Annotated in this window: 11 protein-coding genes; 4 read left to right on the forward strand and 7 right to left on the reverse strand. The window is 47.6% G+C overall.

Features of this window, described 5'->3' with window-relative positions; all coding sequences use genetic code 11:
• Nucleotides 1-166: 166 nt before the first annotated feature.
• From NSB25_RS17125 to NSB25_RS17135, 3 genes are all read right to left on the reverse strand, one after another.
• Nucleotides 167-1975: a type 2 periplasmic-binding domain-containing protein gene (locus NSB25_RS17125; RefSeq protein ID WP_103240711.1), complete on the reverse strand. Its 1809-nt coding sequence runs from the start codon at nt 1973-1975 to the stop codon at nt 167-169.
• Nucleotides 1976-2053: 78 nt separating this feature from the next.
• A complete protein-coding gene (locus NSB25_RS17130; protein WP_103240712.1) occupies nt 2054-2959 on the reverse strand; it encodes a carbohydrate ABC transporter permease in 906 nt (301 codons plus the stop codon).
• 13 nt (nt 2960-2972) lie between these two features.
• Entirely contained in the window at nt 2973-3923 is a 951-nt protein-coding gene (locus tag NSB25_RS17135) for an ABC transporter permease (RefSeq protein ID WP_103240713.1), read from the reverse strand.
• A 252-nt stretch (nt 3924-4175) separates the two neighbouring features.
• On the opposite strand from NSB25_RS17135, the gene NSB25_RS17140 reads away from it, so the two are divergent.
• From NSB25_RS17140 to NSB25_RS17155, 4 genes are read left to right on the forward strand one after another with little or no spacing between them, the layout of a single operon-like run.
• Nucleotides 4176-6002, forward strand: coding sequence for a sensor histidine kinase (locus NSB25_RS17140; protein ID WP_172455174.1), 1827 nt, complete (start codon nt 4176-4178; stop codon nt 6000-6002).
• 2 nt (nt 6003-6004) lie between these two features.
• Nucleotides 6005-6439: a response regulator gene (locus NSB25_RS17145; protein WP_103240715.1), complete on the forward strand. Its 435-nt coding sequence runs from the start codon at nt 6005-6007 to the stop codon at nt 6437-6439.
• 23 nt (nt 6440-6462) lie between these two features.
• The gene (locus NSB25_RS17150) at nt 6463-6801 is read left to right on the forward strand and encodes a helix-turn-helix transcriptional regulator (RefSeq protein WP_172455175.1); all 339 of its coding nucleotides are present in this window, start codon (nt 6463-6465) and stop codon (nt 6799-6801) included.
• Complete coding sequence (locus NSB25_RS17155; RefSeq protein ID WP_146040098.1) at nt 6782-8452, forward strand: type 2 periplasmic-binding domain-containing protein; 1671 nt, start codon at nt 6782-6784, stop codon at nt 8450-8452. The genes NSB25_RS17150 and NSB25_RS17155 overlap by 20 nt, the downstream gene beginning before the upstream one ends.
• A 172-nt stretch (nt 8453-8624) precedes the next feature.
• Here the strand turns inward: NSB25_RS17155 and NSB25_RS17160 are convergent, their stop codons facing one another.
• From NSB25_RS17160 to NSB25_RS17175, 4 genes are read right to left on the reverse strand one after another with little or no spacing between them, the layout of a single operon-like run.
• Nucleotides 8625-10052, reverse strand: a complete 1428-nt coding sequence (locus NSB25_RS17160) for an alpha-L-fucosidase (protein ID WP_103240718.1) — start codon at nt 10050-10052, stop codon at nt 8625-8627.
• 23 nt (nt 10053-10075) lie between these two features.
• Entirely contained in the window at nt 10076-11509 is a 1434-nt protein-coding gene (locus NSB25_RS17165; protein ID WP_103240719.1) for a sialate O-acetylesterase, read from the reverse strand.
• 57 nt (nt 11510-11566) lie between these two features.
• Entirely contained in the window at nt 11567-12376 is an 810-nt protein-coding gene (locus NSB25_RS17170; protein ID WP_103240755.1) for a beta-keto acid cleavage family enzyme, read from the reverse strand.
• Between the two features lie 49 nt (nt 12377-12425).
• On the reverse strand, nt 12426-13946 hold the full coding sequence (locus NSB25_RS17175; protein WP_103240720.1) for a four-carbon acid sugar kinase family protein: 1521 nt from the start codon (nt 13944-13946) through the stop codon (nt 12426-12428).
• Between the last annotated feature and the right edge of the window lie 46 nt (nt 13947-13992).

Below are 13992 nucleotides of genomic sequence, written 5' to 3' on the forward strand. Positions count from 1 at the left end.
CTGGAAATGTAAAATTTACACACAGCTTACGTACTTTTCTGATATCAGCAAAAATCTGAATTAATAAGCAAAAAGTGATTACATATCCTGCCGATACATCTCTCAAAAAACGGTGTAGTCTTTCAACCACACCGTTTTCTTATACTTACATACACCCGGAATCAGATTATTTCACTGTGTTCTCGTTCAGCATTGTAAGGATGCTGTCGAAATCCTGCTCTGTTTTGCTTTTTACAGCGTTAATATATGCATCCCAGTCTGCATCGTTGTCAATATCTTTCCTGCCTTCGATGAAGTCAGCTGCCCAGGTAAGCACCTCGTTGTAGCAGGTACCACCCTGATTGAGCTGCTTTCTCATGGACTGCTGATCAGGAGTCAGATAAACCACAGGAGGCTGACTGGCAGGAGACACTGATTCAAGTCCTCCGATCACACCGGTCTCGGTCCAGTACTTTCCCTCATAGTATCCTTTTTCCTCACTCCACCAGGGTTCAGGCAGAGAAGTCACAGCCGTCATGGCCTCATTGTCCAACGGAATAAAGGGAATACCGCTGCGACATAAGCTGGATGCCATCAGTCCATACTCGGCGGATTTTTTAGCGGGAGATTCATCATTCATAATATCGTCCACATAGGTCTTCACGCCGTCAACCACATTATAGGTCTCGCCTTCAATACCCCAGTTCATCAATTCTACCATCTGATCGGAATACTGGTAATCTATCATGGCTACAATGTGCTCCGGATGCTCGGTCTCAGCATCAATAAAGATCCCCATTCTGAGGTTACTTACATTCAGAGACTTTCCAGGAAGTCTGGAACCCCACTTCCAGGCGGTTCCGTCAGGACCGTCAGGCAGATATGCAAGTCCCCACTCTATAGTGTTTCCCTCTATCTCCTTCAGAGCCGTGTTAAAGGACGCCACACTCCCTGACCAGAGAGAAGTACAGATAACAGCCTTGCCGGTGGTAGCCTTCTCAAGATGCATATTCCAGTCGGTGGTAGCATACTCGGGATCGATATAGCCCGCATCCCATAATCCGTTCAGGTAACGAAGCATCTCACGGAAATTATCCTCAACAGGGCCATACACCCACTCGCTGCCATTGTAATACTCACTCTCCCAGGTATGGAAGATACCGGCAAATCCACGGATAAAATCATTCGCTCCATCCATGATAACATAGTCCGCATCAAGAGAACCGTCATCAATTTTCGCCTTGATATCGGCACAGAGCTGGCTGAATTCCTCGAGATTGGTGGCAGGCTTCCAGTTATTGTCCTTCAGGACATCAAAACGGTATGCCACCGATGCAAAGCTCTGCGCTCCGGTGATATTATTGGGATTATAAAAACCGTCAATGAAATAATACATGGAACCGTCCTGGTTCTTTGCCAAATCCTCTCCCCCGGGGCTTCCCGCCATATAATCGGGATAATATACCATATAATTCATGTAGTCCGCAATGTTCAGAACAACGCCTTCTTCACCATACTCCGCCAGAGAAGTGCCAACGGTTGTGGTATTCACATCGCAGAAATCCTGCGCTCCCAGCAATTGCTGCTCATTATCCTGCATATCCTTCAACGAAGGCTTGATATCCCAGGTAATGTCCAGCTTACAGCCCAGGTAGGCTTCCATTTTCTCCTGCCAAAGCTGCTGGAACCTGGTTCCCGTAGAATCCGTTCCAAAGTTTGCCGTCCTTACCGTTATGGACAGGGTATCCAGCTCGGGAAGATTGATCCCATTGCTGGCAGCGGTAGCCGCCGGATCATTCTTATCCACGCCGGGTGTGTTGTCCTCTCCGCCCTGGTCTCCCTCCTGAGACGGTTCTGATGACTGTTGGGTGGATGAACCCTGTTCACTGGCTCCGGACTCATCTGCCACGTCATTGCCGCAGCCTGCCAGAAGTCCCATGGACATCACTGCTGCCAGTGTAAGTGCCGTTGCTTTTGTTGCACTTTTTTTCTTCATAATTTTCCTCCAATCTTGTTTTCTATATAAAGAAGCATTTCTGCTTCCTTATACCTTTAGAGTATTACGGGAATCAAATTATCCCTTGACCGCACCCACCTGCATTCCTTTTACAAAGTACTTCTGCACGAAGGGGTAGGCCAGCAGAATGGGCCCCATGGTCATGATAATACAGGCATACTGCACATTCAGCTGATTCAGTTTACCGCTGCTGATCATATCATTGGCATTCTGCATGGCACCGATACCGTTGGCAAACACAATCCTGCGCAGTACCATCTGGATGGGCTGTCGATCCTTGTCCTGTATATAAAGCAAAGCGCTGAAATAACTGTTCCATACACCCACTGCACACATCATACCAAAGGTGGCATATAAAGCCTTGGACAGAGGCACATAAATCTTCACCAGAATACAGAATTCGCCGGCGCCGTCAATCTTGGCCGCCTCTCGCAGCTCCAGAGAAATCCCCTTGAAAAATGCCCTGTAAACGAACACATTATAGGCTGATACAGCTCCGGGCAGGATCAGCGCCCATATGGTATTGTAAAGCCCAAGATTGCGAATCAGCAGATAACTGGGAATCGTCCCCCCGCTGAAGAACATGGTGATCAGCAGGTAAATGGAAAGAGGCTTTCTCAGCACAAAATCGGGCACCATCATGACATAAGCCATCAGAGACGTCAGCGTCAGAGAGAACACCACACTCCCTGCTGCAATAATGATGGTATTAAAGTAGGACTGGAAAATATTCTCATCTTTAAATAACATCTTATAGCCGTCCAGAATAAAATCCTTCGGGAAAAAGGTCACCTGCCCTGTGACAATGGCGCTGTTGCTGGAAAAGGATATTGCAAGTACGTTTAAAAACGGATAAATAAAGATTATGGACAAAAGCCCCATCACAATAATCAATATCACATCGAAAGTTCTGCTTCCTATATAAATATTACTTTTAACTTCCAATTCTTTTTTTCTGGCCATGAATTTGCCTCCTTTACCACATACTGTTTTCCGGGCTCAGCCTGCGCGTAATGGCATTGGCACCGTAAACCAGAATGAAACAGATCACCGACTGGAAAAGATTAATCGCCGTCGAGTAAGAGAATCGCCCTTCCTGGATACCTACCTGATACACAAAGGTGGCAATGGTTTCCGTAGCGTCCCTGTTGGTGGCGTTCTGCATCAGCAGAATTTTAGTATAGTCGCTGCTCAGCACATTGCCCGTATTCATGATCAGCAGAATTGTAATTGTCGGCATAATGGCGGGAATCGCAATGTTTTTCATTTTCTGCCAGCGATTGGCACCGTCTATATTCGCCACGTCATAAAGAGATGTATCCACATTGGTTAATGCCGATAAATACAGAATAGAGCCCCAGCCTACCCCCTGCCAGACAGCAGACAGGATATACATAATCAGGAAATTTGTACCTCCGGCGTTCAGGTTCACCCTTTCCAGACTGAAAAATGCCCGAATATCATTAAAGAAACCATTCAGAGAGCAGAAGCCATGAAGCATGGAACAGACCACCACCACCGAAATAAAGTGAGGAATATAAGAAATAGTCTGCACCACCTTCTTATAGGTCTTTCCCCGCATCTCATTGATAAGAAGCGCGTAGATAATTGGCAGAGGAAATGTAAATAGCAAAGTCAATGTACCAATCTTCAGCGTATTCCAGATAATCTGACCACACTCCACATTCTTAAAAAATGTCACAAAATTCTGATAGAATGGCTGAAGCCAGGCACTTCCCCAGACCCCTTTGGAACCCTTATAGTTTTTAAAAGCGATCAGGATTCCATAGATAGGTATGTACTGAAAAACAAAAATAAAGATTACCGGTATCAACGCCATTAAAAGCAGTCCCTTCTGCCGATAAGCCCGCGTCCAGAAGCTTTTCTTCGGGATCACCGCAACAGCTTTTTTTGATGTCCTTGCCATATTCTTCCTCCCTTTAGACTTAATTTTATAAAAGACACAGACAAATGTCTTTGACCTTTTTTTATTCTAATGTGAATTTCGCATGATTTGAATGGATAAAATCATGAGGCGTTATGCAAATTTTACATATTTTCCATGCTTTGTTCATATATTATGTGTTTTTCTTACATATTCTGATTTTTTTACATATTTGTATCAGCGTATAATGTATTATAATGGAAAAGGATGAAACCAAAACGGGAGGAAGATTTCATGAATGAAAAGAGAAACAGAATACAGCTGCCTCTGTCAAAGCAGTTCGTCCTTATTCTGATTTTGTTTTTCCTCTGCACGGTTACCCTTATCCTGTACAGCTCCTATGATTTCTCAAGACTTCAGGATACTTTCTGGAACGGCAGCCTGGAATCATATTCCTCCCAGCTGGCAAAAAACACTATGGAAGCTTATGAAAATTATGAACAGATCTGTTACAGTATAGCTTATAACCAACAGGTTCAGAATTATCTCATGGCACCGGACTCTCTGAAAACCTATGAAAGTTATCTGCAGCTGGAAAGTCAGTTAAACAGTGCAGCCCTGTTGAACTCCAATATCACGGATATCGCTGTCTATAGTTCAGACAACCGTTTTGCCGCCCTGAACGGCTCGTCAGACAACTATGAGGCATTCATGCGTTCTCTGTCGGAATCCCGCTTTTCGTACCGCTGTGCAGGAATTACCACGATTAACAGCACTGTCTGCCATATTCTGGCTATGCCCATCTATTCACTTGGCACAGGGGTGAGCCGGTATCTGGGAATTCTGTTTCTGGCCATCGATGTGGACAGTTTGTTTAATACTGCCTATGACAGCACGGACAGAAGTTATGATCCGGAAATCATCTTTCTGGACGAAGAGGACAGGTTTATATATGGAAATCCTGAATTATATGAAGCTCTGATCGATACCCAAAAAGAGGAAAACATCTTTAGAGTCAATCATATTGAAAATTCTGTAACCTATGCGGCAAAAAGCTACAACATCCCCGGTATCGATCATACTCTGTACGTCCTTATAGACAAAAGTCAGACCAGAAGACAGATGCTGCAGATTTTTATCCGGCTTCTGGTGAGCGCAGGAGCTCTGACAACATTAATATTACTGCTGCTGTTTATGCTCTATCGTCCCCTGATTCGTTCTCTGCGGCAGATCACCGGATTTATGAAAACACTTTCTACCGGAGACAGGCGCAGCTATAAGGATGGCATAAGCATCCGTCAGGGGCCAATTGAAATTACGGAAATCAATGATATCTGCGCTGCTTTCAATGAAATGCTCCAGCAGACGGATACGCTGAATCACACCATTTTTGATACATATCTGAGAATGTATGAATTGGAAAAAAATAACCGTATGACCGAAATTGCACTGCTTCGCAGTCAGGTCAATCCGCATTTCCTCTACAATACCCTGACCATGATATGCGGAATGGCTGCTGAAGGGATGAATGATAAAATTATCTCCGTAACCAACGCTTTGTCGCAAATATTCCGTTACAGCATCAAGGGAAGCGATATGGTGACATTGCAGGAAGAAATGGACATCGTTCGTGCCTACCTGATGATTCAAAAGGAACGCTTCGGCGGAAAATTTACGTTCCGTTATGATTTCTGGGATGATTCACTGAATTGTCTCATACCAAAGATGATTATTCAGCCGCTGGTGGAGAATGCCATCGTTCATGGTCTGGAGAAAAGTCTACAGCCCGGTTCTCTGCGCATTGGCGCCGGAAGGAACCCACAGCATGGCTACCTCGCCATCTGGATCTTCGATACCGGAGTGGGTATGTCGGAAGAACAGTTGAGTAAATTGCGGATTGCGGTCTCCCATCCTCCCGGGCAAAACCTGAAATACGGTGAGATGAATTTTGAGGATGTAGAAAAGCTTTCCGGTCACAATGGCATCGGTATATTGAACGTGAACAGCCGAATGGTACTGTATTACGGTTCGGATTATACTTTGATAATTGATTCTGAAGAAGGGGTGGGCACCAATATCCAGATCAGAGTGCCTTATCGCACCAGAAAGGAAGAAATCTGATTATGTTTCAGGCAATCGTAATTGACGATGAGAAATGGGTGGTAAAAAGTCTGATTGCGACGATTAAAAACCAGGAATTTTTTGAGATTACAGAAGAGTTCTATGACGGTCTGTCCGGCCTTGAATACATCCGCACACATCAGCCTGCGCTGGCCTTTGTGGATGTACGTCTGCCCGGCATGAGCGGCCTGGACATTCTGCAGGCAGCCAACGCAGAAAGTCTGAGAACCCTGTTTATCGTCATCAGCAGTTACGCGGAGTTCGCCTATGCCCAGAAAGCCATGCTGCATAATGCTGTGGGATACTGTCTCAAGCCTTTCTCGCGAAGCGAGCTCATTGACTCCATGCAGAAGGCCTATAATATATTGCAGGAGCAGACATCCATTCTCTCTGCTCCGGAATTACCCCCCCGGATTCCTACATATGCAAGCATATGACTTCCTCCCACAAATCTGTCCAAATGATCATTGATTATACGGAACGGCACTATCAGGAAGATATCTCCATCAGTGATCTGGCAAAACATTGTTCCATCAATGCCAATTATGCCAGTCAGCTTTTCAAACATGAGATGGGAATTACCTTTATCAGTTTTCTCACCGGACTGCGTATTGATCATGCGCTGTGGCTTCTGTCCCACACAGACCAGACCGTTTTTGCCATCGCAGCCCAGGTAGGATACAGTGATTATTTTTATTTTGCAAAGGTATTCAAGAAAACCATGGGCTGTACCCCTACCGCCTATCGGAAGAAAAATAACAGCGACAGGGAGGCTTATCATGAATCGAAACCGTCATAACAGAATATGCTCTTTTTTTCTTTGCTTTGCCATGTGCCTCTCTGTCTGCGGCTGTTCTTCCGAAGAAGCAGATACCATGCCGGACCGCTCTGTCCTGCCTTCTTCCCTGCAGGCTCTCTCCTTTGAGGAGCATATGGATATCAGCGTGGGCTATTGGGATATTGATGCCATGACGAAGACAACTCAGCCGGATGGAATGACCCAATACATTGAAGAACTCTTTAACATCACACTACATCCCATGTCTGTGACCTGGACCAATTACAAGGAAAGATATCAGTTTCTGAGCTTCACCAACAGTCTGCCGGACATGTTTGCAACGATCACGCTGTCCTCCACAGACAATAATGATTCCGCCACCTATTCTGATTTGGTTAGCTCCGGATCCATTCGCTCTCTGCCTGAAGATATGTCCGCCTATCCCATCCTGAGCGGAATGCTGGAGGCCGCACCCAGTATCCGGTATACCGACGGCCGGTACTATGCCATCCCCCGAATTTCCTATATGGATCCGATTCTGGGAGCCATGGATGCTGCCGTATTGGTACGGAGAGACTGGATGAACAATCTGGGATATGACGATCCGCAGAATTTTGAAGAGTTTGCAGAGCTGACAGCCGCTTTTGCCAATAATGATCCGGACGGTAACGGTTTGGATGATACTATCGGTTATAATGTCAACAATCGAAATGCCCTGGGAAAATGGGTCATTCTTGGAATTGCTCCGGAATGCAATGTTTATTCCTGGGTGGAGGAGGACGGACGTTTCGTTCCTTCCTGGACCACGGATGCTTTTAAGGATGTGGTATCTGCCTATCGTTACCTCTACGAAACCGGTGGACTGGATCCTGCATTTTACAGTAAATCTCCAACAACCATCCTGAATGATTTCGCGTCCGGAAGACTGGGGGCAATGGAGTATAAGTCCTTCCCCATGAGCTTGATGGATCTCAAGGAAGAGTGGGATATTTTAAACGACAGACCATTTGAGGAATGTGTGGATATACTGCCTGTCTTTCCCGCACCTGACGGGGTGAGATACAGCAATTCCAGCAATCTCTTCTGGTCGGAGACCTACATTTCCTCCTCCGTAGATGATGCAAAGCTGGAAAGGATCCTGGCCCTTTTTGAATTTCTCATGTCAGAGGAAGGACAGGCTTTCTGCCATTACGGAATTGAGGGTGAGGACTATATCCGATTGGAATCAGGAGAATATCACTGTCTTCTGGATCTTACCTCGGCGGAGGGAAATCCTGTAAGCCTTTCCACCGCCCTGGCGGAAAAATATCCTTCCAGCAGTTTATTCGTCAATCTGGCCACATGGGATATCTGCGACTGGAATTCCCTGGAACTGAATGAGATGAACTCTCTGCTGTATGGGGAACATTGTATGACGCTGAGCAACAAATCAGCCATCTGGTTCCGGGATAATACCACACAGCTGGAACGTCCCTATGCCTTCCTGAACTTTCCAAAGGAAGCCACAGATCTCTTCAGTACAAACCGCGCTTTCGAGGCTTTCGTTGACTGTGTCATTGGCGATCAGGATGCCGTGGCCATGTGGGAAGATGTTCTGGAGGAAATGAGGGGAAACGGTCTGGAAGAATATATTAACCGACAAAACCAGCTGTACCGTGAGTATCTGGAGTGAAAGCACTTCTTTGAATCAAAGCAGATTCTTTGACTTGAATGTATAACAATTTGCGACTGACCATAGCGGTCAACGGCGACGCGTTTGGAGGACCGTCATTGACCGTAACGGTTAGCCATGCTGCATTTCCAGAATTTCAAACTGTGGAAACTCCTTGTCCGGACTTTAATCTTTAAACAATTTTTAACACATACGCATATGTGCAAGGCCTGTTCGCAGGTGCTTTCACTTTCAGCGAATCACTGTTGCGTTTGAATTCAAGCGGCCTACTGCTCCCCAGCATAGATACGCCTTTAATCTCTCTCTGGCAGGGACCGCCCTCTCTCAGAGTACGAATCTGGAATTCTCCTTTCTCCGGCCAGCCCATTGCGATAGCGTATATTGTATCTCCATGGGTGGTAAAGCGGAAATCTTCAGCTGTCAGAGTCTCACTGTGTACATCCGCCGCTCCACCCTTCTTAATCTGTTCCTCAATCTTTGTTTTATCATAGTTCTCATCCTCCACAATAGTGGGACCTTCCGCTGCTATCGTATAAGGCCTGGTGGCATAAACTGCCTCGCCGTTTAAAGAAAGCCAGTCTCCCACTTTCTCCAGTATCGCCACCGCATCCGGATGGAAGCTGCCGTCCGCATATGGCCCCACATTCAGCAGCAGATTACCGTTTTTGGACACAATATCACAGAGCTGATGAATGATTCTCCCGGCAGATTTATACTTCGGATTCTGAACCATACACCAGGTAATATTGTCCTCCAGGCGATCGTCAGACTGCCATGGAAAAGATCTTGGACGGGAGAATTTTCCGCATTCAATATCATACACGCCGATATCTCCGGGAAAATCCTCCTGCTTATAGGTAATAATTCCCTCTTTCATCCCTCTCACCCGGTAATAATAATCCGCCATGGCATAGCGATAGTCTTCCCTGATAATGCAGGTGCGGCTGTCAAAATAAATCGCATCCGGCTCATATTTATCAATTACCTCATACACCTTATCCCGCCAGGTTCTGCAGAAGGCCTCATCGGGATACCGGTATGGAATATAGCGGTTTGTCTCCAGGGGCAGCGCAGGCCCGTAATACACCTCATTGGCCGGATTATACACATCGGCCTCATTATCCGTGGACATAAACCAGCCCCAGAGCCACTGATGATGGAAAGTGGCAAGGGTACGGATTCCCTCTTTTCGAAATGCTTCCATGCATTCTCCCACTACATCCCGCTTCGGCCCGTAATTTACGCTGTTTATGGGATTCACACTGCTGTCCCACATGGAGAAATTGTCACAGTGCTCCGTCACAGGCCCTGCATACCTGGCTCCGGCACGCTTTGCCAGCCTTGCCCATTCCCCGGGATCAAACTTCTCTCCCTTCATCATAGGATAGAAATCTTTGTATCCAAAATCGTGCAGTTCTCCATAGGTTTCCACATGATATTTATTCTGTTCCAGACCGCCACAGTACATATTCCTGGAATACCATTCATTCTGATAAGCAGGCACACTGTAAGGCCCCCAGTGAAAAAACAGCCCAAACTTCGCATCCCGAAACCATTCCGGTACTTCTTTTTTCAGTTCGTCCCAATTTATCTGACCCATATCTTCTCTCCTTTTTCCTTCTTCTATTGTTCTTTCCTCAAAATCGGGTACCTGTAAAAGGACAGCGGCGGGAGAAATGTCACTTCATCGATTACAGGTATTTTCACCGGATCTGCCTGCCATGCAAATGACAGGAACGTTTCCCTGCCCGCTTCCCTTGCCAGCTCCAGATAAACATAATTCCGATCCTCTCTGTTAGCTCTTATGCTTAAAATCTCCACTTCTCCTTCGCTGTCCTCCAGGGTGAATCCACTGTCCTTCCCCAGACCGGAGGCAATCTGCAGGCAGTTTTTCACATGGTCAAAGCAAAGCTTCAGCCAGATACCGGTCAGTTTCATTGCCTTCTTCTCTTCCTCCATAACTCTCTGTACCGTACTCAAAGAAGGAGCCTCATATTCCTCCCCTCCCGCCAGTACATGGACACACTGCTTCGCCAGCTTTTTCCCAAGAGCCACACTGGAAGGCGCATTGTTGTGAATACCGTCACACAACCCTAAATTCGTGGTAGACAGCACATGAACATTCGGAATCTCCAAAGCCGCCCGCCGCTGAGCATCCCGAACCATTCCCCAGCACACGTCATTGATTCCGTTAATCTGACGATTCAATTGCATGGTAAATATGGGAATCTCATAGCCCAGATCCCGACGGAGCGCTTCCGCATAATCTCTGAAATGCTTCAGATACTGTGCCGCCTGCTCCGGCTCTGTATCGGAACACCCCTGGTACCAGAGAACTCCGGCATATTTTCCCCCTGTCATATATATACGGTTCAACATATTCTGATACAAGTCACCTGTCTCCGGCATCCAGCGGCTTATGGGAGAGCCTCCCATGGAAGTCTGGACCAGCCCCACGGGTCTTCCTGTGAGTTCGTAATAGGTCCTGCCGAAGGTCAGATACGGCGATACCCCTGGAATTCCCATTTCCTCATTGGGCAGGGCTCCGCCGAATGTACTCTCATTCATGGGATGACTGGCAAGATCCCATTTGCCTCTGTTCCTGAATAAATGTACACATATATGGGAAGGATCTTCACAGAAATCCCTGCCGTATCCGGCGGAATTGGATTGTCCCGCTATTATAAAGAGATCTCCCACTCCCAGATGCAGCACACAGTCCCCACGGTAAAGCCAGGTAAGATTGGGAACGGTACTCCTGGTCTCAAGGCTGGTCTCTATCCTGTAGAGCCCTCCTTCCGGAATCCTGAGCACAGTCTCAAAGCTGCCCGTAAAGTTCTCTCCAGCATCAATTACATCAGCCATGGTCCAGGGAATTACGGTCATATTATCGCTCTCCCGCATTACTCTCACCATCGGGACTGCCTGGGCCACCCCCACATTGATGGCAGCCGGATGTACCTGATAAGTCCCTTTCAGCTTCACCTGTGCACTTCCCTTTTCCTGCTGTAGAATCTCCCAGTCTTCCGGAGCTGATATCAAATTTACTCCATGCATAATTTCTGCCTTTCTTTTTTCTTATAATTTCAATCTGCGTCATTTATGAATTTCGAATTATCCCTTCTTCCTGGGAAGCGTACGCATGATCTTCCTTGCTTCCTCCGGCGTCGCCTCCTCCAGATCCATGGCGCGGATCAAGGATACCAGCTTTTCCACTTCCTGATAATTATAGGCAGCTTCCTTTTTCGGTGCCAGATACCTGCTGTCCTCAAAGCCTATGCGGACCACCGCGGCCCCCATGGCAATGGCCGCGGCAAGAAATTCCCAGTTATCCCTCCCATAATGGGTGACTCCCCAAATCGCATCGGGAGGCACTGCAGCACGAAAAGCAGTGAGACATTCCATATTGGGCTGCATCCCCCCTTTATGTCCAAATACCAGATTATAAAGCACGGGATTCCTGTAGGGCACCTGTTCTTTCGTCATCCGGATATTATAAATCATACCGATATCAAAAACCTCAATCTCCGGAATAATCCCCCTTTCATACACGGCTCCGGCACAGTAGCGGATATCCTCAAAGCTGTTGATATAGACCGCTTCCCCCAGGTTGGTAGTACCCCCGTTTAAGGAAGCGCTCTCCACCCTCCAATAGTCCAGAGGTCTGCAACGCTGCTCAATATTCATATCCGACACACCCCCGGTGGAAGCCTGAATTACCAGATCAGTCCTTTCGGCAATTCTCTCAAAAGTATCCACCAGCTCAGCAGTATCCGGCGTCAGCGTGCCGTCCGGACGCCTGCAATGCAAATGGCACATGGCGGCGCCTGCTTCAGCCGATTTTACCACATCTTCCACCAGAGCTTCCTTATTCACAGGTTTCCCGGCTTCCACCGGTGCCAGGGATATAATCACTTTTCTCATCTTAAGCCTGCCTCTCTTCCTTATCCTGATTCTGTCTGCCGCCTTTTTGCTACGCCAGCATCTCAACTATTTTTCTCAGAGTATCCTCATCCCCCACATTCCCGGGAAAGATAATATAAGAAAGTCCCGGAAAACGGCTCTCCGGCCCGGTTCTCCACACCGGAATGCCAGGCTGTACCTGCCCTGATACCAATGCTTTTTTCACTTTCAGAGCCTTTGTCCCCACATCGCTGGATGTAATTCCTCCTTTCGCAATCAGAAATCTTGGTTTCCGATGAAGCCCCTCGATTACAGCCGTCACCGCATCGGAAATATTGACCGACAGGCGCAGAAGCGCTTCCCTGGACATTCCCTCCGGCGCAAGCAGTGTCCGGCTGGTATACACCACTGCAGTTTTCCCCTGGGACATGACTTTTTCGGCTTTTACAATCATACGTTTGGTCTCTGCTTCCAGGCCGCCTTTCTCAAAGCAGGCTTTCACTCGAAATTCCAGAAATTCCAGCCCTGTTCGGATTCCTCCTTCCTCTCCCGCCCTTTTCAGAGCTTCCAGCTGCATGGTGGTTTTCTTCACATGAGACCCCACCAGTACAATGCCGCCGTAATGGGCATTATGCTCCGTTTCCTGCCCACAGTTACTCAGCCCATCCTCCACCTGTCCATTTCCGGCATGAGAAACCTCATCCCTCCACAGATCTTTCGCTGTCAGCAGCGGAATCGTACTCACGTTTCCCAGCACTTTTGGCACCGCGGCGGCACAGCGGATCAGGAAGCGCTTTCCGGCCTTCATGGCCCTCAAAAGGCAGGTAGCGAACACCTCCACATCGCTCTCCACAATGGCATCCACCACCACCGGCCGGAACCCCTGCGTCTCCATGAGCAGTTGGGTGATTCTGTCATATGCTCCGGTGCGCAGCAGGGCAAGGGAAATCAGAATAGTATCCTCCTGCCGGTATTTTCCCCCGCTTTTTTCCTCCGCATAGGCGGCCAGATGGGAGGAAGAATAGCCAAAAGTCTTATCCCCGGCAAATTCTGTCTGGCCGGCGGGAACCAGGCTGTCTCCTTCTCTCACATAATGCACTCCCTCTATGGTAAATCTTCCGCCCTCTCGAAAAAAGGGGCAGAGAATCTGTCCATGGATTTCTTTTCCGGTCTCTTCCTCCAGCACATTCTTCAGTGTCTCCAGCTCCAGGGGATAATGCCCCCGCAGGGTGGAATCCCCTCTGGAAACCAGCAGGAACTCCTTTCCCGTCTCCCCGGCCGCCTTTACAAGTCGGCGGGCCAGATTTTTATGTTCTTCCTCTGTCTTCCCGGCGGTAAAGCTTCTGGAATTGGTCAGAATGAAGAACATGCTGTTCTCCTCCTCCAGTCCCTGTCTCAGGCTTTCCAGACTCCAATCGGTATAGACATGGACTCCGTGGACCGTCTGCACTCCCGTGGGATCGTCATCCAGCACCACAATCTTTGACCGGAAATCCCGATATTCCTCCAGATATTTTTTATGTACGGCTGCCGCGTCCGACGCCGGATATTCCTCCAGCGCCGAAAGCGGAAGCTTTTTGAATTGTTCCACACGCTCCTCATTTCTGCACCGTTTTCGTGCCTCTCATTTTTCCGAT

Origin of the sequence: Acetatifactor muris, from assembly GCF_024623325.1 — a bacterium.
In the GTDB taxonomy this organism is placed as follows: Bacteria; Bacillota; Clostridia; order Lachnospirales; family Lachnospiraceae; genus Acetatifactor; species Acetatifactor muris.

What these genes read in the sequence shown, in the direction of transcription:
- NSB25_RS17125 (WP_103240711.1), bottom strand. Translation starts at nt 1,975, where the DNA reads ATGAAGAAAAAAAGTGCAACAAAAGCAACGGCACTTACACTGGCAGCA.
- NSB25_RS17130 (WP_103240712.1), bottom strand. Translation starts at nt 2,959, where the DNA reads ATGGCCAGAAAAAAAGAATTGGAAGTTAAAAGTAATATTTATATAGGA.
- NSB25_RS17135 (WP_103240713.1), bottom strand. Translation starts at nt 3,923, where the DNA reads ATGGCAAGGACATCAAAAAAAGCTGTTGCGGTGATCCCGAAGAAAAGC.
- NSB25_RS17140 (WP_172455174.1), top strand. Translation starts at nt 4,176, where the DNA reads ATGAATGAAAAGAGAAACAGAATACAGCTGCCTCTGTCAAAGCAGTTC.
- NSB25_RS17145 (WP_103240715.1), top strand. Translation starts at nt 6,005, where the DNA reads ATGTTTCAGGCAATCGTAATTGACGATGAGAAATGGGTGGTAAAAAGT.
- NSB25_RS17150 (WP_172455175.1), top strand. Translation starts at nt 6,463, where the DNA reads ATGATCATTGATTATACGGAACGGCACTATCAGGAAGATATCTCCATC.
- NSB25_RS17155 (WP_146040098.1), top strand. Translation starts at nt 6,782, where the DNA reads ATGAATCGAAACCGTCATAACAGAATATGCTCTTTTTTTCTTTGCTTT.
- NSB25_RS17160 (WP_103240718.1), bottom strand. Translation starts at nt 10,052, where the DNA reads ATGGGTCAGATAAATTGGGACGAACTGAAAAAAGAAGTACCGGAATGG.
- NSB25_RS17165 (WP_103240719.1), bottom strand. Translation starts at nt 11,509, where the DNA reads ATGCATGGAGTAAATTTGATATCAGCTCCGGAAGACTGGGAGATTCTA.
- NSB25_RS17170 (WP_103240755.1), bottom strand. Translation starts at nt 12,376, where the DNA reads ATGAGAAAAGTGATTATATCCCTGGCACCGGTGGAAGCCGGGAAACCT.